The organism is Streptomyces sp. NPDC056883, assembly GCF_042788835.1.
GTDB classification, from domain to species: domain Bacteria; phylum Actinomycetota; class Actinomycetes; order Streptomycetales; family Streptomycetaceae; genus Streptomyces; species Streptomyces stoeckheimensis.
In genome coordinates, this window is sequence record NZ_JBHUBS010000009.1 from 271,957 (window position 1) to 297,287 (window position 25,331).

Annotated in this window: 23 protein-coding genes and 1 pseudogene; 16 read left to right on the forward strand and 8 right to left on the reverse strand. The window is 72.6% G+C overall.

Annotated features, from left to right (window positions below; genetic code table 11):
- The first annotated feature begins 94 nt into the window (after positions 1-94).
- The 7 genes from ACFRU2_RS23365 to ACFRU2_RS23395 all read left to right on the forward strand — a co-directional run bounded on the left by ACFRU2_RS23365 (position 95) and on the right by ACFRU2_RS23395 (position 7,872).
- Positions 95-790 (forward strand): type 1 glutamine amidotransferase family protein, encoded by a 696-nt coding sequence (locus ACFRU2_RS23365; protein ID WP_382975205.1) that lies wholly within the window; start codon positions 95-97, stop codon positions 788-790.
- Positions 791-1,028: 238 nt separating this feature from the next.
- Positions 1,029-1,454: a MarR family winged helix-turn-helix transcriptional regulator gene (locus ACFRU2_RS23370; protein WP_382975207.1), complete on the forward strand. Its 426-nt coding sequence runs from the start codon at positions 1,029-1,031 to the stop codon at positions 1,452-1,454.
- Positions 1,455-1,646: 192 nt separating this feature from the next.
- Positions 1,647-3,440, forward strand: a complete 1,794-nt coding sequence (locus ACFRU2_RS23375) for a serine/threonine-protein kinase (protein WP_382975113.1) — start codon at positions 1,647-1,649, stop codon at positions 3,438-3,440.
- A 70-nt stretch (positions 3,441-3,510) separates the two neighbouring features.
- A complete protein-coding gene (locus tag ACFRU2_RS23380; protein ID WP_382975115.1) occupies positions 3,511-3,924 on the forward strand; it encodes a nuclear transport factor 2 family protein in 414 nt (137 codons plus the stop codon).
- Between the two features lie 196 nt (positions 3,925-4,120).
- Positions 4,121-5,155, forward strand: a complete 1,035-nt coding sequence (locus ACFRU2_RS23385; RefSeq protein WP_382975116.1) for an alpha/beta hydrolase — start codon at positions 4,121-4,123, stop codon at positions 5,153-5,155.
- On the forward strand, positions 5,142-6,476 hold the full coding sequence (locus tag ACFRU2_RS23390) for an acyltransferase (protein ID WP_382975118.1): 1,335 nt from the start codon (positions 5,142-5,144) through the stop codon (positions 6,474-6,476). The genes ACFRU2_RS23385 and ACFRU2_RS23390 overlap by 14 nt, the downstream gene beginning before the upstream one ends.
- On the forward strand, positions 6,469-7,872 hold the full coding sequence (locus ACFRU2_RS23395; RefSeq protein ID WP_382975120.1) for a sensor histidine kinase: 1,404 nt from the start codon (positions 6,469-6,471) through the stop codon (positions 7,870-7,872). The genes ACFRU2_RS23390 and ACFRU2_RS23395 overlap by 8 nt, the downstream gene beginning before the upstream one ends.
- A 29-nt stretch (positions 7,873-7,901) precedes the next feature.
- Here ACFRU2_RS23395 and ACFRU2_RS23400 read toward each other — a convergent pair.
- Positions 7,902-8,521: pseudogene (locus ACFRU2_RS23400) on the reverse strand (RNA-guided endonuclease InsQ/TnpB family protein).
- Between the two features lie 128 nt (positions 8,522-8,649).
- Here ACFRU2_RS23400 and ACFRU2_RS23405 point away from each other — a divergent pair.
- The 3 genes from ACFRU2_RS23405 (at position 8,650) to ACFRU2_RS23415 (ending at position 11,395) form a co-directional block, all read left to right on the forward strand.
- The gene (locus ACFRU2_RS23405) at positions 8,650-9,324 is read left to right on the forward strand and encodes a response regulator (protein WP_382975122.1); all 675 of its coding nucleotides are present in this window, start codon (positions 8,650-8,652) and stop codon (positions 9,322-9,324) included.
- Positions 9,325-9,413: 89 nt separating this feature from the next.
- Entirely contained in the window at positions 9,414-10,739 is a 1,326-nt protein-coding gene (locus ACFRU2_RS23410; RefSeq protein ID WP_382975124.1) for a sensor histidine kinase, read from the forward strand.
- A complete protein-coding gene (locus ACFRU2_RS23415; RefSeq protein WP_382975126.1) occupies positions 10,736-11,395 on the forward strand; it encodes a response regulator in 660 nt (219 codons plus the stop codon). Before ACFRU2_RS23410 ends, ACFRU2_RS23415 begins: the two co-directional genes overlap by 4 nt.
- A 70-nt stretch (positions 11,396-11,465) precedes the next feature.
- On the opposite strand, the gene ACFRU2_RS23420 is transcribed toward ACFRU2_RS23415, so the two are convergent.
- Both ACFRU2_RS23420 and ACFRU2_RS23425 read right to left on the reverse strand, forming a co-directional pair.
- Positions 11,466-13,076, reverse strand: coding sequence for an ABC transporter permease (locus ACFRU2_RS23420; RefSeq protein WP_382975128.1), 1,611 nt, complete (start codon positions 13,074-13,076; stop codon positions 11,466-11,468).
- Positions 13,073-14,005 (reverse strand): ATP-binding cassette domain-containing protein, encoded by a 933-nt coding sequence (locus tag ACFRU2_RS23425; protein ID WP_382975130.1) that lies wholly within the window; start codon positions 14,003-14,005, stop codon positions 13,073-13,075. The genes ACFRU2_RS23420 and ACFRU2_RS23425 overlap by 4 nt, the downstream gene beginning before the upstream one ends.
- Before the next feature lie 98 nt (positions 14,006-14,103).
- Between ACFRU2_RS23425 and ACFRU2_RS23430 the strand changes: the two genes are divergently transcribed.
- Both ACFRU2_RS23430 and ACFRU2_RS23435 read left to right on the forward strand, forming a co-directional pair.
- On the forward strand, positions 14,104-14,610 hold the full coding sequence (locus ACFRU2_RS23430; protein ID WP_382975209.1) for a GbsR/MarR family transcriptional regulator: 507 nt from the start codon (positions 14,104-14,106) through the stop codon (positions 14,608-14,610).
- A gap of 118 nt (positions 14,611-14,728) precedes the next feature.
- Complete coding sequence (locus tag ACFRU2_RS23435; protein WP_250748778.1) at positions 14,729-15,427, forward strand: alpha/beta hydrolase; 699 nt, start codon at positions 14,729-14,731, stop codon at positions 15,425-15,427.
- Here ACFRU2_RS23435 and ACFRU2_RS23440 read toward each other — a convergent pair.
- Both ACFRU2_RS23440 and ACFRU2_RS23445 read right to left on the reverse strand, forming a co-directional pair.
- Entirely contained in the window at positions 15,402-16,004 is a 603-nt protein-coding gene (locus ACFRU2_RS23440; protein WP_382975132.1) for a hypothetical protein, read from the reverse strand. The genes ACFRU2_RS23435 and ACFRU2_RS23440 overlap by 26 nt on opposite strands.
- Positions 16,005-16,108: 104 nt before the next feature.
- Positions 16,109-17,107: a diacylglycerol kinase gene (locus ACFRU2_RS23445; protein WP_382975134.1), complete on the reverse strand. Its 999-nt coding sequence runs from the start codon at positions 17,105-17,107 to the stop codon at positions 16,109-16,111.
- Between the two features lie 184 nt (positions 17,108-17,291).
- Here ACFRU2_RS23445 and ACFRU2_RS23450 point away from each other — a divergent pair, with 184 nt between their 5' ends.
- Positions 17,292-18,575 (forward strand): adenylosuccinate synthase, encoded by a 1,284-nt coding sequence (locus ACFRU2_RS23450; protein WP_382975135.1) that lies wholly within the window; start codon positions 17,292-17,294, stop codon positions 18,573-18,575.
- 66 nt (positions 18,576-18,641) lie between these two features.
- Here the strand turns inward: ACFRU2_RS23450 and ACFRU2_RS23455 are convergent, their stop codons facing one another.
- Positions 18,642-20,339, reverse strand: a complete 1,698-nt coding sequence (locus ACFRU2_RS23455) for a hypothetical protein (RefSeq protein WP_382975137.1) — start codon at positions 20,337-20,339, stop codon at positions 18,642-18,644.
- A 238-nt stretch (positions 20,340-20,577) separates the two neighbouring features.
- Here ACFRU2_RS23455 and ACFRU2_RS23460 point away from each other — a divergent pair, with 238 nt between their 5' ends.
- The 3 genes from ACFRU2_RS23460 (at position 20,578) to ACFRU2_RS23470 (ending at position 22,435) form a co-directional block, all read left to right on the forward strand.
- On the forward strand, positions 20,578-21,231 hold the full coding sequence (locus ACFRU2_RS23460) for a DNA alkylation repair protein (protein WP_382975211.1): 654 nt from the start codon (positions 20,578-20,580) through the stop codon (positions 21,229-21,231).
- A 55-nt stretch (positions 21,232-21,286) separates the two neighbouring features.
- The gene (locus tag ACFRU2_RS23465) at positions 21,287-21,829 is read left to right on the forward strand and encodes a GNAT family N-acetyltransferase (protein ID WP_382975139.1); all 543 of its coding nucleotides are present in this window, start codon (positions 21,287-21,289) and stop codon (positions 21,827-21,829) included.
- Positions 21,830-21,937: 108 nt separating this feature from the next.
- Entirely contained in the window at positions 21,938-22,435 is a 498-nt protein-coding gene (locus ACFRU2_RS23470) for a carboxymuconolactone decarboxylase family protein (protein ID WP_382975141.1), read from the forward strand.
- Positions 22,436-22,522: 87 nt separating this feature from the next.
- On the opposite strand, the gene ACFRU2_RS23475 is transcribed toward ACFRU2_RS23470, so the two are convergent.
- Positions 22,523-24,106 carry a hypothetical protein gene (locus tag ACFRU2_RS23475; protein WP_382975143.1) on the reverse strand — a complete coding sequence of 528 codons (1,584 nt, stop codon included), beginning with the start codon at positions 24,104-24,106 and terminating at the stop codon, positions 22,523-22,525.
- 100 nt (positions 24,107-24,206) lie between these two features.
- Positions 24,207-25,103: an alpha/beta hydrolase gene (locus tag ACFRU2_RS23480; RefSeq protein ID WP_382975146.1), complete on the reverse strand. Its 897-nt coding sequence runs from the start codon at positions 25,101-25,103 to the stop codon at positions 24,207-24,209.
- Between the last annotated feature and the right edge of the window lie 228 nt (positions 25,104-25,331).

Here is a 25,331-nt window from a genome sequence, read left to right on the forward strand (position 1 = left end):
GTCGTAGAAGGCAGCGGCGACGGCGACACTGGAGGCGAGCACGATGAGCGAGACCCAGACGAAGACGCAGGCGGAGATGCAGGGCCGGACGGAGATGCAGGCCGGGGCGGAGGCGCGGTCCGCGGGCGCCGCGGTGCGCACGGTCCACGTGGCGGTCTACGACACCTACGCCGACTGGGAGACGGGCCACACCACCGCGCACCTGACCCAGCACGGCTACGAGGTCCGCACCGTCGGCCTCGCCGACGGCCGGCCCGTCACCACGATGGGCGGCCTCCGCATCCAGCCCGACCTGGCCCTCGCGGACCTGCGCCCCGAGGAGTCCGCGCTCCTGATCCTGACCGGCGCCGGACTGTGGGACGCGGGCGACGAGCTGGCGCCCTTCGCGGCGAAGGCCGAGGAGTTCCTCGCGGCGGGCATCCCGGTCGCGGCGATCTGCGGAGCCACGGCAGGCCTGGCCCGCGCCGGAGTCCTGGACGGACGTACGCACACCAGCGCGGCCCCCTTCTACCTCGGCGGCCAGCCGGGCTACGCGGGCGCGGAGCGCTACGTCGAGGCCGACGCGGTCACCGACGGGGACCTGATCACGGCCGGCCCCACGGAACCCGTGGCGTTCGCGCGCGAGGTCTTCGCCCGCCTCGGGGTGTACGAGCCGCACGTGCTCGACGCCTGGTACCGCCTGTTCCACGACTCCGACGAGAGCGCGTACCCGGTCCTGATGGCGGCGGCGCAGCCCGAGACGGAGCAGGAGCGGAAGCAGGAGCAGGAGCGGGAACCGAGCGATGCGTAACCAGCCCGCGCCGCGGCCCACCGGGCAGGCCGCCGACCAGGCCGCCGACCAGCCCTCCCCGGCGGACCCGGCGCCGTCCGGAGCCGCCGTCTCCGACCCGTCGGCACCTCCCGCCGAGCCGGACGACCACGCCGAGTCCGCCGAGCCCGCCGCGGCCCCCGCGCCCTCGCGCGCCAAGGGTCCGCGCGAGGACGCCCTCCGCGCCCGGCAGGACCTCCTCAGCCGCACGGCCCTCGGGGTGTTCCGGCTCAACGGCCAGTTCCTCGCCGTATCGGAGGAGCTGGCCCGCCCGGCGGGGCTGACCGCAGCCTGGTGGCAGGTGATCGGGGCCGTGCTCCGCGAGCCGCTGCCCGTCGCCGGCATCGCCCGGGCCATGGGCATCACCCGTCAGAGCGTGCAGCGCATCGCCGACCTGCTGGCCGCCAAGGGCCTCGCCGAGTACGTCCCGAACCCGGCCCACCGCCGAGCGAAGCTGCTGCGCCCCACGGAGGCGGGCCGCGCCGCCGTCGCCCGGATCGGCCCGGGCCACGCGGCCCTGGCCACCCGGCTCGCGGAGGCCCTCGGCGAGGACGGCTTCGCCGAAACGGTCCGCGTCCTGGAACGCCTGTCGGCCGCCCTGGACACCCTGCCGCCCCCACCCGACAGCTCACCCGACGCCCCCTAGGGGTGTCCCCGCCGGGAGCAGCCAACACGCCCCGCCCGCACGCCTGATGGAACCTCCCCATCGGCTGTGCCCCGGCCGCCAGCAGGCCCGCGCCGGCGGCCTACCTGCGGCAACCCCACCCCCGCAACCCGCAGCGCGCCCGACCGCACTATTGTCGGGCTCCGGCGAGTCCCAGGGGGAGGACCACCTGTCATGGAACAACTGCACCCGCGCGACGCGGAGCACATCGGCCCGTACCGCCTGCTCGCCCGCCTCGGAACCGGCGGCATGGGCCAGGTCTACCTCGGCCGCGCCGAGCACCCCGACCCCGGCACGGGCAGTGCCACAAGCACCGGAAGCGGAACCGGAACCGGATCCGGAACCGGCGCCCCCACCGGCACCCGGACCCGTACGGGCACCCGCACCGCCGCCGTGAAGCTGATCCACCCCCACCTCGCCGCCGACCCCGACTTCCGCACCCGGTTCCGCCGCGAGGCCGACGCCGCCCGCCTCGTCGGCGGGGACTGGACCGTCGCCGTCCTCGACGCCGACCCCGACGCGGAGATCCCCTGGCTGGCCACCGCCTACATCGCCGGGCCGAGCCTGCGCCAGGCCGTCGGCCGCGACTTCGGCCCGCTGCCGCCCGCCTCCGTACGGATCCTGGGCGAGGGGCTCTCGTACGCCCTCCAGGACATCCACCGTGCCGGCCTCGTCCACCGGGACCTGAAGCCCGGCAACATCCTGCTCACCGCCGACGGCCCCCGCGTCATCGACTTCGGCATCGCCCGGGCCCTGGGCGCCACCGCCGACCCCGCCCTCACGCAGACCGGCGAACTCCTCGGGTCCCCCGGCTTCCTCGCCCCCGAGCAGATCAACGGCACTCCCGTGACCCCGGCCTGCGACGTGTTCGGCCTCGGCGCGGTGCTCGCCTACGCCGCCACCGGCCGGCTGCCCTTCGGGGACCCGGACCAGCCCGGAGGCATCGCCGCACTCCTGATGCGCGTCACGGAAGCGGAACCCGACCTGGCCGGCGTACCGGCCGAACTGCGTGACGTCGTACGCGATTGCCTGCACAAGGACCCGGCCGCCCGGCCCACCCCCGCCGAGCTCCTCGAACGGCTCGCCGCGAACCGGGAGGACGCCCCGGAGCCCTGGCTGCCCGCGCCCCTCGTCGCGCGGCTCGGACAGCACGCCATAGCCCTGCTCGACCGCGTGGACGCGGGCCCCGACCGGCCCGAGCCGGTGACCGTGCCCGCCCAGCGCACCGCGGAGCAGCCGGTCTCGAACCCGCCCGCCCCTGCGCCTGCCGCTGCCCCTGCGCCGGGTCCTGCGCCCACCCTGACCGCCATGCCCGGGGCGGACGACGGCTCCGGCTCCCTATCCGGGCCCGGTCCGGGCCACGGGCCCGCCGCCGGACCCTGGTCCGACTCCCGGCGCGGCTCCCGCTCCCGGTCCGTCTCCACGGCCCTGCTCGTCGCCGTCGCCGCGGTCGTCGCCGTGGCGGCGGGCGGCACCGTGTACACCGTCATGAGCGGAGCCGGCGACGGTGCGCCCCGCGCCGGTTCCGGCGCCTCCCCGTCCGGCGCCTCCTCCGGCGCGTCCTCCGGAGCGCAGACCAACGGGGACGCGACCGCGTCCGGCGCTGTCGCCACTCCCTCCCCTTCCACCCCTTCCGCCCCTCCCGCCACGCTCCCCGAGGCCTACGCCGGCACCTGGCGCACCGTCTACGGCGGGCAGAGCTGGCAGCTCACCCTCACCCCCGGCACGGCCGGCGCCAACGTCATGTCCCTGACCCTCCAGGCCCCCGGACTCAGCTGCGCCTGGACCGCGCCGCTGCGCTCCGCCACCGCCGACAGCGTCGGGCTCGACCCCTCCACGGTGATCTCCGGTACGCCGCCCTCGTGTTCGCCGGGCGGCCGGAGCACGCTGCGGCTGCTCTCCAACGGGAGCCTGGTGCGGGAGCTCGACGGCAGCACCGCGGCTCCGCTCACGTACCGACGCCGCTGATTGTGTCGAAGTCAATAAGCCTGCAAGCAAAGCTTGTTGCCCTCACGGGCGCCCCCGCACACTGCGGCACATGGAGCCGTTGAAGGTAGTGGCACGACTGTGGGAGCGGATCGAGGCACGCGACTGGGACGGAGTGGCCCCGCTGATCGCCGAGGACGCGGTGATCGAGTGGCCCGTGAGCAGCGAACGCATCGTCGGTCGCGACAACTTCATCGCCGTCATCAGCGATGACGACTACGCGGACGAGAGATCCGTCGAGGTGCTCCGGATCCTCGCGGACGGCGATCTCGTCGTGACCGAGGTGGAGATACCCCAGGACCACGTCGTCTACCGCGCCGTCTCCCTGTGGACCGTGCGGGACGGGCAGATCGCCGGGGCGCGGGAGTACTGGACCAGCCCGGGCCAGGACCCGGCCCCGCGCTGGCGCGCCGGGTTCGTGGAACCGCTCGCGGAGACGTTCCCCGAATCGCTGGCGGCCGACTGAGCGGGGGCAGCCGACTGAGCGGGGGCGGCGGGGGTCAACTTGCCTGCTCTGACCCCTGAGTAGCCCCTGTCATACCTGAGAGCTACCCGGGAAGTGGGCTCTCCAGTGGGACGCCGACGAGGGCTCCCGATTCCTAACTTCGTGACCAGAGAACAACGCAGCACCGCCCCTCTGGCACGAGCGAAGGAACGGACCCATGAGCCGCCGACCCACCGCACGTCCCGACGGCCGCCGCAGCGGCCGTCTGCGCCGCACGCTGCTGGCCGGGCTCGTCGCCGCGGCCGTAGTGGTGCCCGTTTCCGCCGCCGCTTCCCCGAAGGTCCCCGCGCCGGCTCCGGCCGTCCTCGCTGAGGGCGCCGCCCTCCCCGACCGGTTCGCCGCCAACCTCGCCAACCTCTCCGAGGCGGCCCGTACGGCCGAGAACGCCGGCCGCACCGGCCGCGCGGCGAAGCTCCGGGCGATGGAGGCGGGCGGCAGTGCCCGGTTCCTCGTCTTCGACGGGCGCGGCAAGGGCCGGGCGATAGAGGTGTTCGGCGATCTGGAGAGCGCCGACCGGGTCGCGGTCCTGGTCCCCGGGTCGGACACCACGCTGGACACCTACCAGAGGTTCCGTGCCGGGGCCGTCGCCCTCGAGCAGCGCCTCCGGGCCGAGCACCCCCGCTCCGCCGTGGTCGCCTGGCTCGGGTACGACACCCCCGGCACGGTCAGCCCGACAGTCCTGACCACGGGCCGCGCCGACGAAGCCACCGCCGAACTCGGCTCCTTCCTGCCCCGGTTGGCACGGATGGCCGCCCCGCAGGCCCGCCTCTCGCTGCTCTGCCACTCCTACGGTTCCGTCGTCTGCGCCCGCACCGGGACCGGCTCCGAGGTCACCGACATGGCGCTGTTCGGCAGTCCGGGCACGGGGGCCGGGTCCGCCGCGCAGCTGCCGACCCGGGCCCGGGTCTGGGCCGGCCGGGGCGACGCCGACTGGATCTCCCGTGTCCCGCACGTCAGCGTCGGCGGGATCGGGTTCGGCACCGATCCCGTGGACCCCGCCTTCGGAGCCCTGCCCTTCGCGGCCGGCTCCGGCGGGCACAGCGACTACCTCAAGCCGGGCACCGAGTCCCTGAACAGCCTGACCGGGATCGTGCTCGGTGCCTCCCCGACGGCGCGGACCGGTCCGTCCCCCACCGCGCCCCTCGCCCCGTCCGCCCTCGCCGTCCCGGAGGTCTCCCATGCGCGTGCGTGAACCACTGGCCCGCTGGTCCGTTCTCGCGGACCGCATCGACGCCGGGACCCCCGCCCACCGCGACCGGGCCGTGGACGCGCTGCGTGCCTTCGCCATCCTCGGCGTGGTGCTGGGCCACTGGCTGGTCACCGCGCTCACCAGTGCCGACGGCGGCCTCAGCACCACCAGCCCGCTGGCCCACATGAGCGGGCTGGCCCCGGTCTCCTGGGTGTTCCAGACCCTGGCGGTCTTCTTCCTGGTCGGCGGCCACGTCGCCGCCCAGGGGTACGAGTCGGCGCGCGGCCGCGGAGTCCCGTACGGGCAGTGGGTCGGGCAGCGGCTCGGCAGGCTGTTCCGGCCGGTCGCCGCCGTCCTGGTCCTCTGGAGCGTGGCGTCCGGCGCCATGCTGCTCGGCGGCGTCGGGACGGACACGGTCCGGACCCTGCTCAAGCTCGTCCTCTCCCCCCTGTGGTTCCTCCTCGTCTTCGCCGCGCTCACCGCCGCGACCCCGCTCGTCGCCCGGCTGAGCCCGCTGTGGCCGCTGGCCGTGGTGGCCTCGGTCGACGTCTGGCGCTTCGGGTTCGGCGGGCCCACATGGATCGGCTGGGTCAATGTGGCCGCGGGCTGGCTGGTGCCCTACACCCTGGGCGCCGCCTGGTCCCGGGGTGCCTTCGCCCGGCGCACCCCGGCCGCCCTGTTGCTGGGCGGCGGGATCGCCGCCACGGCCGCACTGATCCTCTGGGGCGGGTACCCCGCTTCCATGGTCGGCGTCCCCGGAGCCGCGATCTCGAACCTGAACCCGCCGACGCTGGCCGCCGTCGCGTTCGGCCTGGCCCAGTGCGGGCTGGCGCTGCTGCTGCGGGAGCCGCTGGCCCGGGCGATGAGCCGGCCGCGGGCCTGGGCGAAGGTGGCGCTGGTGAACCTGTCCGCCATGACCGTCTTCCTGTGGCACCAGACCGCGATGATGGCCGTCACCGCCGTGGGACTGCTGGTCTCCACCGATCTGCCCGGCCTGCACACCGTGCCCTCCTCCGCGGAGTGGATAGCCGTCCGGCTGCTCTGGCTGCCCGTGTTCGCGGCCGCGCTGGCGGTCTGCTGGGCCGCCTTCCACACCTACGAGCAAGACGGCGGCCGCCCCCGGGGACGGGCCCGGCGCGGCTCCTCCGGGACGCCGGTCACCCCCTCCCGGATCGTCGCCTCCTCCGCCCCGACCCGGGGGTACACCTCCCCCGTTGCCCGTACCGGCTCAACTCCGGTCGGTGAAAGCACAGTCGCCGGCGGCACGGTCGCCGAAGCAGTCACCGGCCCGGTGGCTCCCGCCAAGGAGACCCTCCATGCCTAGGCTGGACGATGTGAACGAGCAGAGCGAGCCCACGACACCGGCCCCGGTCCGGGCACAGCCCGGCTCCGCGGTCGGTGGGGATACCGACGGTCCGCGCACCGTGAGTTCGGCCGTGGTGCGCGGCGTCGTCCGGGATCTGCTCGACCTGAGGTCCGATCCGCTTCCGAGGATGTCGCGGCCGCGCTGGCTGGCCTGGCTCCCGCACGTGGTGCTCGTCTATCTGGCGGTGTACTTCCGTTTCCTCACCGTGGAACAGCTCCAAAATCACTACGAGATCACCGGCGGCTGGGTGCCGTTGCTGTCGATCCTGGTCGGCCTGTCCATCGTGGTCGCCGTGCGGCGGCCGATGGCCGGTTTCTGGCTCGGCCTCACTGCTGCCGGACTGATCGCCTGGACGGTCTACGGCAACGTCGGGCCAGGACAGAGCTGGCCCTGGCTGCCCGCCGGAATCTTCACCTTCGCCCCGGTCCTTTTGCTGGTGGCCCTGCGCGTGCGGCCCTGGGCGACCATCGGGGCGGTCTTCGTCTCGATCGCCTTCACCGGTCTGGCCGAGATCCTCTTCAAGCCCGAACACAGTGGGACCAGCCTCCCCGGGGCCGTCCTCCTCTTCGGCTTCACCGGCCTCCTCGGCTATGCCCTGCGCGCGACGCGACTGGCCCGCACCAAGCTCGTCGAGCAGGAGACCCTCACCGAGGAGGAGCGCGCCCGCCGCACCCTGCTGGAGGAGCGCAGCCGGATCGCCCGCGAGCTGCACGACGTCGTCGCGCACCACATGTCGGTGATCTCCATCCAGGCGCAGGTGGCCCCCTACCTCGTGGAGAACCCGTCGGAGGAGCTCAAGGAGAATCTGGCCGGGATCCGCGCGAATGCCGTGGAGGCCCTGACGGAGCTGCGCCGCGTCCTGGGGGTGCTGCGTTCCGAGCAGCCGGACGAGGAGGCGGAACTGCACCATCCGCAGCCCACCCTGGCCGAGTTGGGCGGCCTCGTGGACAACGTGCGGGCGGCCGGGCTGGAGGTCACCACCGAGATCGCGGGCATCCGCCGGCCGCTGTCCCCGGGGGTGGAGCTCACGGCGTACCGGATCGTGCAGGAAGCGCTGAGCAACTGCCTGCGGCACGCGCCCGGCTCCCGCGTGGAGGTCGGAATCGCCTACGGGCCCCGCGATGTGCACCTGTGCATCGCCAACACGGCGCCCACCCGGCCGGCCCCGCCGACCATGGGAGCGGGGCACGGGCTGCTGGGGATGCGGGAGCGAGCGGGCATGCTGGGGGGCGAGCTGGCCGCCGGCCACCGCCCCGACGGGGGGTACGAGGTGAGCGCCGTGCTCCCGATGGATCCCGCGCCCCCGGGCGGCGCGACCTCCGCCGGACCCGAGACGAACGAGAAGGACTCTTGACATCTTCCCTCCCTAACGGGAGGGGGTTCCTACGGCTCGCGCCGTGGGGTTTTCTGCTTCGTCGCCGACTGCCCGCCCGGAGAACTCCGTTGAGGTCTTACACCGACTCCACAGACAGACACGGCCAGCCCGGCCGCCAGAATGTTCTTCGCCGCGTTCACGTCGCGGTCGTGGGTCACACCGCAACCGCACGTCCACTCACGGACGTGCAGCGGCATCTTGCCCGCGACGGTGCCGCAGGCGGAGCACAGCCTGGAGGAGGGAAACCATCGGTCGACGGTGACAAGGTGCCTTCCGTACCAGGCGCTCAGAAGCGCGGGTACTGGCCCCGCTTGGCGAAGAAGCCGGCGAACGCGCTCTGCAGATGCCGAAGGCCCTGCTGGAGGGGAACGGAGGAGACCTCGGAGAGGTAGGACAGTTCCTCGGTCTTCTTCCACCCTGTCAGCATGGCCGAGGTGGCGTTGTAGTTGACCCGCTCCTGACGCGCCCACGCCTCCGTACGGGCCGCGAGCGCCAGGTTGTAGACCTTCCGCACACAACCGAAGGTCCGCGTCAGCTCAGCTGCCTGCGCATCGGTCGGATAGAAGCGGTACTTGAACGCCCGCTTCACATGACTTGCGGTCACGCTCACAAGGTAGTGAGACGTCATGTGAAGCTCAAATCTGCGGGTCAGGGCAGTGCGATCCGCCCTGGCGGCGGATCACAGCCCGCTACCCCGCCCCGCAGGAGTCCGATTCCTCCCCGCTCTGAAGGGCGGGGTTTCCCCGGAGGTACCCAATGACTGCTGCCCCGATCAAGGTGGTGATCGCCGACGACCAGATGATGGTCCGCCAGGGCTTCACCGTGCTCCTCGGCGCCCAGCCCGACATCGAGGTCGTCGGTCAGGCCGTCGACGGCGCCGAGGCCGTGGCCAAGGTGGCCGAGCTGGTCCCGGACGTGGTGCTGATGGACATCCGGATGCCTGGGATGGGCGGCATCGAGGCCACCTCCCTCATCACCGGCGTCCCGGGCTCCGCGGTGAAGGTGCTGGTGCTGACCACCTTCGACCTCGACGAGTACGTGTACGAGGCGCTGCGCGCCGGCGCCTCGGGCTTCCTCCTCAAGGACGCCTCCGCCGATCAGCTGGCGGAGGCGGTCCGCGTGATCGCGGCCGGCGAAGCGCTCCTCGCTCCGAACATCACGAAGCGGCTGATCACCGAGTTCTCCCGGCTGGGGGCTCCCAGGGCGCCGTCGAAGGCGCGGATCGACGAGCTGACGGGGCGGGAGACGGAGGTCCTGTCGCTGGTCGCCCAGGGCATGTCGAACGCGGAGATCGCCGAGCATCTGATCCTCGCCGAGCAGACGGTCAAAACGCATGTGGGCCGGATCCTGGTGAAGCTGGGTCTGCGGGACCGCACACAGGCCGCGGTGTTCGCCTACGAGACGGGCCTCATCCGTCCGACGGGGTACTGAAGCAGCCCCGGTAGTACTTGAGGGGGACCCCGGGAAATCCCCTTCAGCGGCGACGCGGACCAGGCCGGGGCCCGCCTACCGTGGGGAACATGACCGAGACGACCCGCGGGGCGACCCCCCGGACCCCAGAGATCCGGCTGGCTTCGGGCTTCATCCAGAGCCTGCGCCAGACTCTGATCACCGACGCCTTCGCCTACCGGCCGCTGCCGCCGATGCGCACGGACGGGCCGCTGACCCGGCGGCTCCCGGCGCGGATACGCGTGGAGGCCGCGCACCTGCCGCACGCGGCCGTCTTCACGATGGCCTTCTTCATCGTGCTCTTCGCCACGGTCACGAGCGGGCTGCCCCAGGCCGTTTCCCTGGTGATGGGACTCCTGGCGGGCCTCCCCGTGGTGCTGACCCTGGTGCGGCCGGTGGCGGCGTTCTGGGCGGCGATGGCGGTCACCCTGCTCTTCTCCCTCCCCAATCCGTGGGACCCCAACTGGCCTTGGGTCCCGGTCACGTTCGCCTCGTATCTGGTGACGGTGACCCTGGTGGCCATGCGGACCAGTCCTCGGACCGCCGGCTGGATGTGGCTGCTGACGGTGCTGCTCGGCAGCGCGATCTCCATCGTGCTCGGCAGGGGACAGAGCCTCAACATCGGCCCGATGGCCTTCGCCTCGGCGATCGCCCTGCTGACGGTGAGCATCCGCAACGTCCGCAAGCAGGCGGAGGAGGAGGTGACCGCGCAGCAGGTGGTCACCGCCGTCGAGCGGGACCGGCGCACCCTGCTGGAGGAGCGGACCACGATCGCGCGGGAGCTCCACGACGTGGTCGCCCACCACATGTCGGTGGTGGCCATCCAGGCGGAGGCCGCGCCCTACCGGGTGAAGAATCCACCGCCGGAGCTGGAGGCCGCGTTCGTCACCATCCGGGAGAACGCGGTGGCGGCCCTGACCGAGCTGCGCCGGGTGCTGGGCGTCGTCCGCTCCGCGGACTACGAGGCGCCGGACGCCCCGCAGCCGACGCTGGCCTCGCTGGACGGGCTGTTGGCCAATGTGCGGGAGGCCGGGCTGAGCGTGGACAAGACCGTGACGGGCGCGGTGCGCGAACTGCCTCCGGGTGTGGAGCTGTCGGCCTACCGGATCATCCAGGAGGCCCTGAGCAACACCCTGCGGCACGCGCCGGGCGCCGGCGCCGCGGTCGAGGTCTCGTACGTGCTGGGCGGGCTGGGCCTGCGCATCGTCAACGAGGCGGGCACCGGGGACGTCCGGCCCTCTCCGGGGGCGGGGCAGGGGGTGACCGGGATGCGCGAGCGGGTGGCCATGCTGGAAGGCGAGATGACCGCCGGGGAGCTGGCCTCCGGCGGGTTCGAGGTGGCGGTGTTCATACCCGTGGCCGGCAGCCGTCCGGATCTGGCGAAGGATCCGGTGTGACGATCAGAGTGCTCATCGTCGACGACCAGATGATGGTCCGTGAGGGCTTCTCCGTCCTGCTGAACGCGATGGAGGGCATCGAAGTGGCCGGGGAGGCGGTGAACGGGCGGGAGGCCATCGCCCAGGTGGCGGCGCTGAAGCCGGATGTGGTGCTGATGGACATCCGGATGCCGGAGATGAACGGCCTGGAGGCTACGCGGGAGATCGTCGCCGCCGACACGGACGCGAAGGTGCTGGTCCTGACGACCTTCGACCTCGACGAGTACGTGTACCAGGCGCTGCGGGCCGGTGCGTCGGGGTTCCTCCTCAAGGACGCCTCCGCCCGTCAACTGGCGGATGGGGTGCGGGTGGTGGCCGCGGGGGAGGCGCTGCTGGCGCCTTCCGTGACCAAGCGGCTGATCACGGAGTTCTCGAAGCTGTCGGATACCCGGTCGCAGGTGGGCTCGGCGGCGGTGGCGGAGCTGACGGAGCGGGAGACCGAGGTGCTGGTGCTGATCGCACAGGGGTTGTCCAACGCGGAGATAGCGGACCGGCTGATCATCGCCGAGTCCACCATCAAGACGCATGTGAGCCGGATCCTGGTCAAGCTGGGATTGCGGGACCGCACGCAGGCTGCGGTGTTCGCGTACGAGACCCGGCTGGTGACCCCCGCTTAGGTCGCTCCGAAAAGTTGTCCACAGCTGTGGACAACTTTTCGGACGGGCGTGGATCAAGGAGTGTCGGGGCTCAGGCCGCCAGGTCGCGGCGGCGCAGGGCGGTCAGGGCGGCGGCCAGGAGAGCCGCCGCCAGCGCGGTCAGCGTCAGGAGAGGGGCCCAGGTCAGGGCCTCGGAGCCGGGGATCCGGGGCAGGTGGGCGAAGGGGGACAGGTCGAGGACGGCCCCGGGGAGGTTCAGGGCGGGGCCGATCCAGCCGAGGGCCAGCGCAGCCCCGGCCACCGCCCAGGCGGCCGACGCGTAGCCGGGGACCGCGCCGTACAGGAGGGCCGCGACGGCCCCGATCACCCACACTGCGGGGAGCTGCGCGAGACAGCCCCCGACGGTCTGTGCGAGATCCGCGCCATGGCCGATGCCCAGGCCGAGCCCACCCAGCAGCAGGATCAGCGCCGAGCCGCCGAAGGCGACGGCCAGATGACCGGCGGCCCAGCGCAGGCGGCCGACGGCATGTGCGAGTACGGGCTCCGCGCGCTGCCCCGACTCCTCGGCGCCCAGGCGCAGTACCGCCGACACGATGAAGAGGGCGGCCACCAGGCCGAGCATCCCGGCCATCGTCGCCAGGAAGGCGTCGGTGAGGCCCGCGCCTCCGCCCGCCCCTCCGCCCGCCGCTACGCCCGCGCCGCCCATCCGCTCGATGATCTCCCGGGTCTTGGCGTTGTCGCCGACCAGCTCGGTGGCCCCGTCCGCCATGCCCCCGAACACCACACCGGCCACCAGGAATCCGAGGCTCCAGCCGAGCAGCCCGCCCCGCTGCAGCCGCCATGCCAGCGCCCCGGCACTGCCGAGCCGTCCCTCGGCCGGGCCCGGACGGACCGCAAGGAAGCTCATGCCGAGGTCGCGGCGGCCGGCGAGCAGGTAGGCCGTGGCCGTCTGGACGGCGAAGGCCGCCGCGAACAGGGCGAGCACCCACCAGCGTTCGTCCGCGAAGGCCCGTACGTGCTCCAGCCAGCCCAGTGGTGAGATCCAGGTCAGCGCCGACGAACCGTTCGCAGAGCCCGCGTCGCCCGCGGCGCGCAGGACGAAGGCCGCGCCGAGCAGGGCCCCGGCGAGCCCCTTGGCGAGCCGCGCGCTCTCGGTGAGCTGCGCCGTGACGGCGGCCGCCGAAGCGAACACCATCCCGGTGGCGCCGATCCCGAGCCCGAGGGCGAGTGCTCCGCCCGCGCCCCGCCCGGCGAGGCCGGCCGTGACGAGGAGGGCGACCAGGGCGTTGGCGGTGAGGGCCGCCAGCAGGGCCGCCGTCAGCGGGGCCCGGCGCCCCACCATCGCCGCGGACAAGAGCTCCTGACGGCCCGTCTCCTCTTCCTCGCGGGTGTGCCGGATCACGATGATCAGGCTCATGACCCCGGCGAGCAGTCCGGCGAAGACCCCGCCCCGCCAGGCGCTCAGCGCGCCGATCGAGTCGCCGAAGGCGGGGCCGTAGAGGGCGCGGAGCGAGCCGTTCGCGCTCATGGTGGAGAGCAGGCGGGCCCGTTCGGCCGGCGTTTCGTACACCGAGGCGAGGGAGGCGGGCAGGCTGAGCACCAGGCCGGCCACGGCCAGGATCCAGACCGGCATCATGACGCGGTCGCGGCGCAGGGCGAGGCGCAGCAGGGTTCCGGTCCCGGCCAGTTGACGGTGCTTCATCGCAGCGCCTCCGTCTCCTCGGTCCGGGCGTAGTGCCGCAGGAAGAGCTCTTCGAGGGTCGGCGGGGTCGCCGTCAGGGACCGCACCCCCGAGGCGGCCAGCGACCGCAGTACGGCGTCCAGCTTGTCCGTGTCGGCCTGGAGCCGGATCTTCTGCCCCTGCACCTGCACGTCGTGGACGCCCGGCAGGTGCGCGAGCCCGTTGGGCGGGTCGGCGAGCTCGGCGCTGATGGACGTACGGGTCAGGTGGCGCAGTTCGGCGAGGCTGCCGCTCTCGACCGTACGGCCCTTGCGGATGATGCTGACCCGGTCGCAGAGGGCCTCGACCTCGCTGAGGACGTGCGAGCTGAGCAGGATGGTGCGGCCGGCGGCGCGGGCCTCGCGGACGCAGCTCCGGAAGACCTCCTCCATCAGCGGGTCGAGGCCGGAGGTGGGCTCGTCGAGGATGAGCAGCTCCACGTCGGCGGCGAAGGCGGCGACGAGGGCGACCTTCTGCCGGTTGCCCTTGGAGTACGTACGCCCCTTCTTGGTCGGGTCGAGTTCGAACCGCTCGATCAGCTCGGCGCGGCGCGCCCGGTCGAGGCCGCCCCCGCCCGCGCGGCCGCCGCGGCCGCCGCGCAGGCGCCCGTAGAGGTCGATGACCTCGCCGCCCGAGAGGTTGCGCCAGAGGGTGACGTCGCCGGGCACGTAGGCGATGCGGCGGTGCAGCTCGACGGCATCGGCCCACGGGTCGCCGCCGAGCAGTTCGACGACGCCGGAGCCGGCGCGCAGCAGGCCGAGCAGGACCCGGATCGTGGTGGACTTTCCGGCGCCGTTGGGGCCGAGGAATCCGTGCACTTCGCCGGTGGTGACCGCGAGGTCGAGGCCGTCCAGTGCGCGGGTACGCCCGAACGCCTTGTGGAGTCCGGCGGCGTTGATTGCCTTCGTCATGCTTCCGAACGTACGCTTCTTTCACAATTTTGTGAAGGTCGGGAATCGCGTAAAGTCGGAGGGTGGCTGAAGACGTGAACGACGTGAACGACGGCGTGATGAACGGTGCGGAACCCGGGGACCGGCGGGGCCCCCGGGACGACGAAGCGGTCTCCCGCTTCGTCGAGCGGTTCGCCGCGCAGCTGACCGAGGCGGGGATGCAGCGGATGGCGGCGCGCGTCTTCGCCCAGCTGCTCGCGAGCGACGGCGGCGCGATGACCTCGGCGGAGCTGGGCGAGGCCCTTCGGATCAGCCCCGCGGCGGTATCGGGAGCCGTCTCCTACCTGTCCCAGGTCAACATGGTCAGCCGGGAGCGCGAGCCGGGTTCGCGGCGCGATCGCTACGTGCTGCACAACGAGCTCTGGTACGAGACCTTCACCCGCCGGGACCAGATCCTGACCCTCTGGGAGAAGACCCTCCGCGACGGCGCGGCCGGCCTCGGCCCCGACTCCCCCGCGGGTGCCCGGGTCGCCGAGACGGCGGCCTTCTTCGAGTTCATGCAGGCGGAACTCCTGGGCCTGATGGACCGCTGGCGCACCCACCGCGCCACCCTGAACCTGCCGTAGCCCCGTCCGGCATCCGCCGTGGCTCCGTGGCGGCCTGCGGGGCGTCCGCCTAGCGTGGCCCGGGGGGCCTCCGACCCGGCACGGGACCGAGGAACACCGGACTCAGGAGCAGAACCTCATGGCCGACACGCCTGCCCGCACCCCCGCCATCGTCCTCGTCCACGGCTTCTGGGGCGGCGCCGCCCACTGGGCCAAGGTCATCGGCGAGCTCCACCGCCGCGGGTACACGGACCTGCACGCCGTCGAGAACCCGCTGACCTCCCTCGCCGACGACGCCGAGCGGACCCGCAAGATGGTCCGGCAGATCGACGGGCCGGTGCTGCTCGTCGGCCACTCGTACGGCGGAGCCGTCATCACCGAGGCGGGCGACCTGCCCAACGTCACCGGACTGGTCTACGTCGCCGCCTTCGCGCCCGACGCGGGCGAGAGCCCCGGCGGGATCACCCAGGAGAAGCCGCCCGCGGCGGTCGAGAACATCGCGCCGGACTCCGACGGCTACCTGTGGGTCAGGCAGGACAAGTTCCACGAGAGCTTCGCCCAGGACCTCACCCCCGAGGAGGCCCTGGTCATGGCCGTGACCCAGAAGGCCCCCCTCGCCTCCACCTTCGGCGACGCCGTCACCGCGCCCGCCTGGCGCGCGAAGCCGTCCTGGTACCAGGTCTCCACCGCCGACCGCATGATCCATCCCGACAACGAGCGCCGCATGGCCGCCCGCATGAACCCCCGCAAGACCGTCGAGCTCGACGCGAGCCACGCCTCCCTCGCCTCCCTCCCCGGCCCGGTCTGCGACCTCATCGAGGCGGCCGCCTCCGCCTGAGCGCACCGCGCCGCCACAGCCTGCGCGCCCGGCCCAGCTCCCGGGCGCGCGGGGCCCACACCACCGCCCCGGGCCCCGGATCCCCGGCCAGCCACACGAAGGTTTCCGGCGGCGGATCCGCGGCCTGCGACTCCGACGGTGACGGCGGCAGGGCCGACTGCGGGAGGGCCGGATCGGTACGGGGCCACGCGCGCGGCGGGACCACCCGCCGCCCCAGCGGCCCCAGGGTCAGCACCCACGGCCCGCGGCGGCCGCGACCCCCGGAGCCGCCGCTCAGCACCAGCAGCGGCGGCAGCCCGTACCCCCGCAGCACCCGGACGTCGTACGGGGTCCAGCGCAGCTCCGGGTCCCGCAGGGCCAGGCGCACGCGCCGGGCGACGTAGAGCTCCCGGACGGCGACGAGCACGGGCACGCACAGCAGCCCCAGCAGGACCGCCTGCAAGGGCGCGGGGCGGGTGACCAGCGCCCCGATCAGCGCGGGCCAGCACAGCACCGGCAGCAGCAGGATCAGCAGCGCGTCCTGCCGCCAGTCCCCGAGCGCCTCCCGGACGGCAGCCTCCCCGGGCGGCCCCGGCACCCGGCGCGCCTCCGGCCCTGCCCCCGCCCCCGCCCCGGACCCCGGATCCCCGGTCACCGCAGGACGTTCCGTCCCGGCCATCGCCCCCGCCCCCGTCCCCCTCGTCAGCGTTGCAGCGGCAGTGTCAGCCCCCAGGCGCCCGGGTGCAAGGTCCACGTACGGCGCCGGACCGGGCCGGTGATGCCGACGTCCGACCGGTAGCGGAAATCCTCCCCGGACACGGTCACGGCCGAGGCCCGCACCCGCACCACCCGGCCGGAGCCGGGACCCGAGCCGGGACCAGAGCCGGGACCAGAGCCGGAGCCTGAGCCTGAGCCGAAGCCCGAAGCCGCTCCCGACCCGGAGCCCGACCCCGAGCCCGGTGTCGCGACCGGCCCCGCCACCCGGACCAGCACGTCCGCCAGCCCGTCGCCCTCCCGGGCCGACACGGCGACGTCCTCGACCATCCCGTCCACGTCGGCCAGGACCACCCCGTCGGCCTCCACCCGCAGCCGGTGGCCGGCACCGGATCCGGTGGCGGCCGAAGCCCCGGCCGGCGGGCGGCCGAACGTACGGACCAGGGAGCGGTACGCGTTCCACACCGACGGCCCGGCCGGCCGCGGCACGCCCCCGGACCCGGCCCGGGACCCCGACCGGGGCCGGGATCCGGCCCCCACGGGCGGCGGCGGGATGCCGATCCCGCCCAGCACCACCCCGTCGCTGTCGTCGACCAGCAGGTCCCGCATGCCGACGGCCCCGTCCAGGACCGCCCGCGCGGCCGACACGGCCGACAGCGGCACGCCGAGCTGCAGGGCCAGTACGAGCGAGCCCGCCGGCCCCACCGGAATCAGCGAAACGGCCCCCGCGGACAGCGCCCGCTCACGGTGCAGCAGCCCGACGGCCCGTACGAGTGCGCGATCGTCGCCCACGATCACCGGCTGCCGATGACCCCGGCGGGCAAGGGCCCGCGCAAACTCCTCCTGTGAGTCCGGGAGGCAAATTTTCGCCGCGGCTCCCGCTGACAACACATCTTTCGCGATTCGCACGGACTCGCCGTCAAGACGGCGGGCGACCGGGTCGACGAGCACGAGCAGGCCGCCTACCGGCGCGCCCGCATGGCTCATGGTGGGCTCTGGAGCCGACACCTCGGTCCTTCCTCGGGTAGCATCTTTGTGCAAGAGGCCCTTGCGCTATTGCGCCAGGGCCTTCGTCTATTCCGGGGTACCGGTCCGACGGCTCAGCCTGCGGTGTACATCGTCGTACGCCCCCTGACCTTGGACATGCCCCATCCGGAAGAGGTGTACGCCTGTGCCCGCTCTTGTGCTGCTCGGAGCTCAGTGGGGTGACGAGGGCAAGGGAAAGGCCACCGACCTGCTCGGTGGATCCGTTGACTATGTAGTGCGCTACCAGGGTGGCAACAACGCCGGCCACACGGTCGTCGTGGGCGACCAGAAGTACGCGCTGCACCTTCTCCCTTCCGGCATCCTCTCCCCCGGATGCACCCCGGTCATCGGCAACGGTGTCGTCATCGACCCGGCCGTCCTGCTCTCCGAGCTGCGCGGTCTGAACGAGCGCGGCATCGACACCTCGAAGCTGCTGGTCAGCGGCAACGCGCATGTGATCACGCCGTACAACGTCACCCTCGACAAGGTCGGCGAGCGCTTCCTCGGCAAGCGCAAGATCGGTACGACCGGCCGCGGCATCGGTCCGACCTACGCGGACAAGATCAACCGCGTCGGCATCCGGATCCAGGACCTCTACGACGAGTCGATCCTCACCCAGAAGGTCGAAGCGGCGCTGGAGGGCAAGAACCAGCTCCTCACGAAGCTGTACAACCGCCGCGCGATCGAGTCGGCGCAGATCGTCGAAGAGCTGCTCGGCTACGCGGAGCAGATCAAGCCGTACGTCGCCGACACCACCCTGATCATCAACAGGGCGCTCGACGAGGAGAAGGTCGTGCTCTTCGAGGGCGGCCAGGGCACGCTGCTCGACGTCGACCACGGCACCTACCCCTTCGTCACCTCCTCGAACCCGACCGCCGGTGGCGCCTGCACCGGTGCGGGCGTCGGCCCGACGAAGATCAGCCGCGTCATCGGCATCCTGAAGGCCTACACGACCCGTGTCGGCGCCGGCCCGTTCCCGACCGAGCTGTTCGACGCGGACGGCGAGGCCCTGCGCCGCATCGGCGGCGAGCGCGGCGTGACCACCGGCCGTGACCGTCGCTGCGGCTGGTTCGACGCCCCGATCGCCCGCTACGCGACCCGCGTCAACGGCCTGACGGACTTCTTCCTCACCAAGCTGGACGTGCTGACCGGCTGGGAAGAGATCCCGGTCTGCGTCGCGTACGAGATCGACGGCAAGCGCGTCGAGGAGCTCCCGTACTCGCAGACGGACTTCCACCACGCGAAGCCGATCTACGAAAACCTCCCCGGCTGGTCCGAGGACATCACCAAGGCCAAGACCTTCGCGGACCTCCCGAAGAACGCCCAGGCGTACGTCAAGGCCCTCGAGGAGATGTCGGGCGCCCCGATCTCCGCGATCGGCGTCGGCCCCGGCCGCACCGAGACGATCGAGATCAACTCGTTCCTCTAGGGACGCACGCAGGAACGCACGCGAGGGGCGGGGTGCCGGTACGGCGCCCCGCCCCTCGCGGTGTGCTCAGGCTCCGGGAGTCTCGTAGAAGCCGGTCAGGTCGACGACCAGGTCGATGAACGACCAGCCCTGGTTCCAGAAGTCCACGATGCCGCCCTTGCCGCCGGACGTCTGCACCAGATTCGGCACGGTCGCGCCCGCCGTCCAGTTCAGGGCCGAGGACACCGGCCGCTGCGGCTGCACGTTCTTGCCGAGCACGTAGTCGGACCAGAGGTTCGGGTCCGGGGCCACCGACAGGAAGCCGTCACCGCCGGTGTTGGTGACCGTGGTGTTCAGGGCCCACGCGTCGACCTCGGCGGCCGGCGTGTCGCCTTCGAGGCCCAGCCACTCCTTGCTGCGGGGGGGCAGCGGGGACGCCGGGCGTTCGTTCCAGCTGCCGTTCTCGCGCGTGTCCAGGATCCGGAAGGGCACCGGGGGAACCACGAGGGCGGACCTGCTCTGCGGGGAGTAGTAGCCGACGACGTCCACGACCACGTCGGCCGGGTTCCAGCCGCCGTTGCGGACGGTGATCTTGCCGTCGGCGCCGACCGGCACGATCACCGCGTTGGCGACGGTCTGGCCCGCCACGAAGTTCACGTTCGACGTGGTCGGCGCCGTCTTGCCCGCGGGGTAGGCCGTCAGGTGTCCGGCCGACCGCGGGTTGGTGACGGTCAGGTTCAGCGCGACCGCGGTGGCGCCGGCCGGCACGCCCGCGCGCCCGGCGATCCCGATGTCGAAGGACCCGTACCCGGGCACCTGGCCCTTCGCCGTGCCCTGGCCCTCCCGCGTGTCCACGACCCGGGTCGGGGCCAGCGCGCCGTAGCCGGCAGCCTTCGACGCGGTGAAGTAGCCGGTGACGTCGGCCAGCAGATCGACCGATGCCCAGCCCGCGTTGAACAGGTGCACGTACCCGTCCTCGCCGACCGGCACGATCACCAGGTTCGGCACGGACTGGCCCGCGACGTAGTTCAGGACCGAGGTCTGGGCGTTCTCCGCCAGCTCCTTCTCCTGGGCCGCCGAGACGTGGCCCGGCGCCGTGGTGTTGGTGACGGTGAGGTTGAGAACCACCGAGCGGACCCCGGCGGGCACCTTCCCGGCGCCCGCCACCTTCAGCGCGACCGAACTGCGCGCGCCGACCTTGGCCCGCGCGGCGCCGATGCCCTCACGGGTGTCCAGCAGCCGCTTCGGCTCGTGTGCGGTGAACTCGGTGCCCTCGGTCGCGACGGTCAGCTTGTTCTCCGCCTCACCGCCCGTCGCGGAGTCCTTCACCGTCACCTTGATCTCGTACGAGCCGATCGCGGCGTACCGGTGCGTGGCGCGGTGCAGATCGAAGTCGCGCGGCATGACACTGGCGTCGTACGTATCCGTGGTGCCGTCGCCCCAGGCGATGACGACGTCGACCAGGGCGTACTCCTGGCTGGCGACGACGGACTCCAGGTTGATCGTGTCCACGCCCTCGGCGTACGCGGTCAGAGTGACCCTGAGCCGCTGATCGGCCGCGGTGGCTGCGTCCGGCGCCTGCTGCGCCCGGGCGCTCCCCTTGGCGGCGGCGCCCGAAGGCACCGTCGCGACCGTGCGTTCGGCCGGGCTGCTGTAGGTCCTCCCCTTGACCTTGCGCACCGCCTCCCGGTCGGCCCCGGACGCCTTCGCACCGGCCGTGGCGGCTCCGAACGTGGTGGCTCCGGACACGGACACCGCCGAGGCGGTCCCCGGTACGAGCCCCACGGCAGCCGCCACGATGGCGGCGGAAACTACGAGTCGGCGATTGCGCACCGGCCCCCCCAGTTCTGTTTGAACATGATCAGATCAACTGCTCGCGAGCAGCGTACAGAACCGCTCCTCAGCCGAGCCGGGCAAGGGGAAGGCGGGCGACGGGTTCGCTCGTAGGGTGAATCTCGTGCGTGACGGAGAGGAGACGGTGGTGGCTGAGACGGTGGTGCCCGAGACGGTCGTGGCCGAGGTGATGGCCGAGCTGGCCGCGCTGGAGGACCCGAAGGCCCGAGCTGTGAACGAGAAGCACGGTGACGATCACGGTGTGAACCTCGGCAAGCTGCGCGCGCTCGCGAAGCGGCTGAAGACGCAGCAGGACCTGGCGTGCCGGCTCTGGGAGACGGGTGACACCGCCGCCAGGCTGCTGGCGATCCTGATCTGCCGCCCGAAGGCCTTCGGGCGGGACGAGCTGGACGGCATGCTGCGCGACGCGCGCAGGCCCAAGGTGCACGACTGGCTCGTGAACTACGTGGTGAAGAAGAGCCCGCACGCGGAAGAGCTGCGTCTCGCATGGTTCGCCGATCCTGATCCCGTGGTCGCGAGTGCCGGGTGGGCGCTGACCACGGAGCGGGTGGCGAAGAAGCCCGATGGTCTGGATCTCGCGGGACTGCTCGACGTCATCGAGGCGCAGATGAAGGACGCCCCCGACCGCCTGCAGTGGGCGATGAACCACTGCCTGGCCCAGATCGGCATCGAGCACGCCGACCACCGGACCCGTGCGCTCGCCATCGGCGAGCGTCTGGAGGTCCTCAAGGACTATCCGACACCCCCCGGCTGCACCTCTCCGTACGCGCCCGTCTGGATCACCGAAATGGTGCGCCGGAAGAACGACGGGACGGTGGCCTGACCAGCGCGCCATAAAGCAGTGGACAGCCCCCGCCCGCTGGGTGAGCATCTCCGCGATGAGTACTGAACTTCCCCCCAAGCGCGTCCGTTTCGTCAAGCTCAACGCGAAGGCCCTGCGGGCGCTTGCCGACGGTGACCTCGCAGGTGGCAGCGCCGAGGCCGGGGTGGCCCTCGACGAATACTTCGTGTCCGACCGTGCCCGCTGGATCTTCGGCTACCGCGCCGACCAGCACGCCAAGGACCCCTCCGCCGCCCCCTGGACCACCCGGGCCGCAGTGTCGGAGCCGGACGGGACGGTCATCGGCGACGCCGGGTTCCACGGCCCGCCGAGCGAAGACGGCGTGGTCGAGGTCGGCTACAGCGTCGTGTCCGCCTACCGCCGCCAGGGCTACGCCCGCGCCATGCTGACCGCCCTCCTGGCCAGGGCCGCCGAAGAGCCCGACGTCAGGACCGTCCGGGCCACGATCCGATCCGACAACACCGCTTCCCTCGCCACCATCGCGGGCTTCGGCTTCACCCGCGTCGCCGAGCGGGGAAACGAGACCGACGGAATCGAGCTCGTCTTCGAACTCCCGGCCAACCCTCCCCTGCCCGCCTGAAGCCGAGGGCCGAAAGAAAAATCCCCGATCCCGTCACATCCACGCCCCCGCATCCGTCAGTGCTGTGAGACGCCGACACCGGCCCCACTCCGAAGGAGCACAGCACCCATGGACACGACGCCCGCCACCCACATCTCCCGGATGGCCAACCCCACCGACTTCGTCCCCGAGCTGGCCGACGTCAGCGCGGCCCTCTTCCGGGCCACGGGGAACCGTTCCGTCCCCCGTGCCACGATGAGCCTCGTCCACCTCCGGGCCGGGCAGATCGTCGGGAACACCTACCTGACCGTCCTCAACACCGCCTTCCTCCGCAAGGCCGGGGAGACCGAGGAGCGGATCACCGCCGTCTCCTCCTGGCAGGACGCCCCCTACTTCACCCCCGCCGAGCGCGCCGCCCTCGCGCTGGTCGAGGCGACCCTCCAGCCGGCCCCGTACGGCCGGGAACGCGTCACCGACGAGCTGTACGCGGAAGTGGCCGAGCACTACGACGAGAAGGCGCTCGCCACCCTCACCATCGCGATCGGCCAGATCAATTTCTTCATCGCCCTGGCCGTCATCGGCAAGCCCGCCCCGGTGAGCTCCCTGGCGGACGAGCAGTGGGACTAACCGGGTAGTGGGACCAGCCGGGTAGTGGGACCAGCCGGGCCGAACGCCGAGGGGGGCCGCACGCCGTCGCGTGCCGCCCCCGAAGGCTCAGTTCGTCTGGTAGACGCCGAAGACGTCGACGATCAGGTCGGCGTCCTTCCAGCCCTGGTTCCAGAAGTGGATGATGCCGTGCTCGCCGTCGCTGGCCTGCGCCATGTTCGCGACGGTCTTGCCCGCGGTCCAGTTCAGGTTCGAGGAGACGGGACGCGGCGGCACGGGCGCACCGGGCTGGTCGTTGACCAGCCACGGGAACGGGCTCGGGGCCACCGACAGGAATCCGGTGTCCGTGGTGTTGGTGACGGTCGTGTTCAGGACGTACGCCTCGTAGCCCTCCGGGCCGTCGATGACCGAGAAGCCCTGCGCGATGTACCCGCGGGCCGGGAACTTCCCGCCGCCGTACCAGCTGTCGGGCACCCGGGTGTCGAGGAACCGGTGCGCCCCGAGGGCCACGTACGCGGCCTTGCTGTCCTTGCTGTAGTAGCCGACCACGTCCACCACCACGTCGGCCGGGGCCCACCCGCCGTTGAAGACGTTGATCGTGCCGTCCGGGCCGACCGGCACGATCACCGAGTTCGCCACCGTCTCACCGGCCGCGAAGTTCAGGCTGGACGCCGTGGGAACCTTGCCGCCGCCCGGGTACACGGACAGGTGGCCGGCGTCCTTCGGGTTGGTCACCGTCACGTTCAGCGCCACCGCCGTGATGCCGGCGGGCACGCCGTTCAGGCCGCCGATCCGGGTGCCGAACGAGGTCCGCCCGGCGACCTGGCCCTTGGCCGTGCCGAGGCCCTCGCGGGTGTCCACGAAGCGGGTCGGCTTCAGCCCGGTGTAGCCGCTGGCCGGCCTGTGGCTGAAGTAGCCCGTGATGTCGACGACCAGGTCCGCGGGGCTCCAGCCGCCGTTGAAGAGCTCGACGTAGCCGTCGGAGCCGACGCGCGCGATGACCGTGTTCGAGACGGACTGGCCGGTCGCGTAGTTCAGGTTCGACGTTTCGGGTGCCGCGGTGTCTCCGTCCCACACCGTCACGTGCCCCGGGGCGACCGTGTTGGTGACCGTGACGTTGAGCGCCACCGCCTCGACGAAACCGTCGGCGGGAATGCTGCCGGTGCCGGTCACCTTCACGCGGGTCGTGCCGCGCCCGGCGACCTTGCCCGCCTTCGTGCCCGTGCCGTTGCGGGTGTCCAGCAGCCGGGTCGGGGCGTACGGGGTGAACTCCGTGCCCCGGGTGACGTGCGCGACCTCGTTGACGGCCCGGTTGACGCCGTCGGTCACCGTCACCTTCGTCACGTAGCTGCCGACCTCGGCATACGTGTGCGGGTGCGACTGCTCGCCGGCGCCCTTGGCGGTGAACTTCTCCGTCGTGCCGTCACCCCAGTCGACGGTGACCTCGAGCGCCACGTCCTCGCTCGTGATCTTCGTCCCGAGGTCGATTCCCAGCGCGCTGCGGTACGAGACACCGATGCCGACGGCGAGGTCCTTGTTCCCGTACGTGACGGCGTCCGCGGGCGGCGCCGTACGCACCGAGCGCTCGGCCGGGCTGTCGTACGTCTTCTGTGCGGCGGGCACGCTCGCCGCGGCCGGCGGCGCGGTGGTGGCCGAGGCCATGCCCGGGATGAGTCCCAGTCCGGCGGCCATCAGAGCAGCGGATATTACGAGTCGGCGATTGCGCACCGGCCCCCCCATGGTGTGTTTCTCACGCGATCGAAGCCAAACCTGATCAGCGTATACAGCGGGGCTACCAGGCAAGTTGTGAGATTTCTTCGGCGACGACAGCACAACCATCCGCCGCCGGGTCGATCAGCGGGAAGTGGCCGACCCCGTCCAGCAGGGTCAGTCCGACCATCTCCCCCGCCAGTGCGGCCGCCGCGACGTACGCCTCCGACACCGACTCCGGGACCACGATGTCGCTCCGGCCCTGGACCACCGCCGTCGCGATGCCGGTCGGGAGCAGCGCCGCCGGGTCGGCGTACGGACGCCGTGCGGCGAAGGCCCCTGTGCCGCCCAGGAGTTGAGCCGAAGCACCCCCGCACACCCCGAGCTCCTCCGCGACCGTGAAGTCCGCGATCGGGGCCAGCGCCACCACTCCGCGCAGCAGCGGCGGCGAGGGCAGCCTCCAGCCGGCCGGGGCGTCCTGCGGGAGCACGTGCCGGGCCGCGGCCCACAGCGCGAGGTGGCCTCCGGCCGAGTGGCCGGTCAGCACCGTGCGGCGGGGGTCGGCCTCCGGCAGGCAGCGGGCGGCGAGCTCCGGGAGGGCGTCCATGGCGGCGGCCACGTCGTCGAAGGTCTCGGGCCAGCGGCCGGCCACCGGGCCCTCGGCGTCCTGGTGGGGCAGCGAACTGCCTCTGCGGTACTCGACGTTGGCGACGGCGAATCCCTGCCGGGCCAGGAAGTCCGCGAAGGGGGTGATGTGCTGCCGGTCGTACGGGGCGCGCCACGCCCCGCCGTGCAGGACGACGACCAGGGGTGCGGAACGCGCGACGCCCGGCTGCGCCCGTTCTCCGCGGGGTGCGTGGAAGTCGACGATCTGGTCGGGGTGTTCACCGTAGGCGGCCGTCGCGTCGGGGGCTACGGGCGGATGGGAGAAGGCCGAGGCGGCCTCGGCGGCGTCCCGTTCGACTGCGGGGTCCGTCATCGGCTCAACCTCCGGTAACGCGAGGGACAAGGGGGACTGGTGTTCCGGTGATCCGGCAGAGCGGGACCGTATCAGGCCGGAACGGTCACCTCCGTGGCGGGCCGGGGAGATACCGGCGCGGGGGGGGGGGGGGGGGGGGGGGCGGGGGGGGGGGGGGGGGGCTCCTCCCGCTTTCCCCCCCCCCTCACACCCCCCCACCCCACCCCCGCCCCCTCCCACCACCACCCA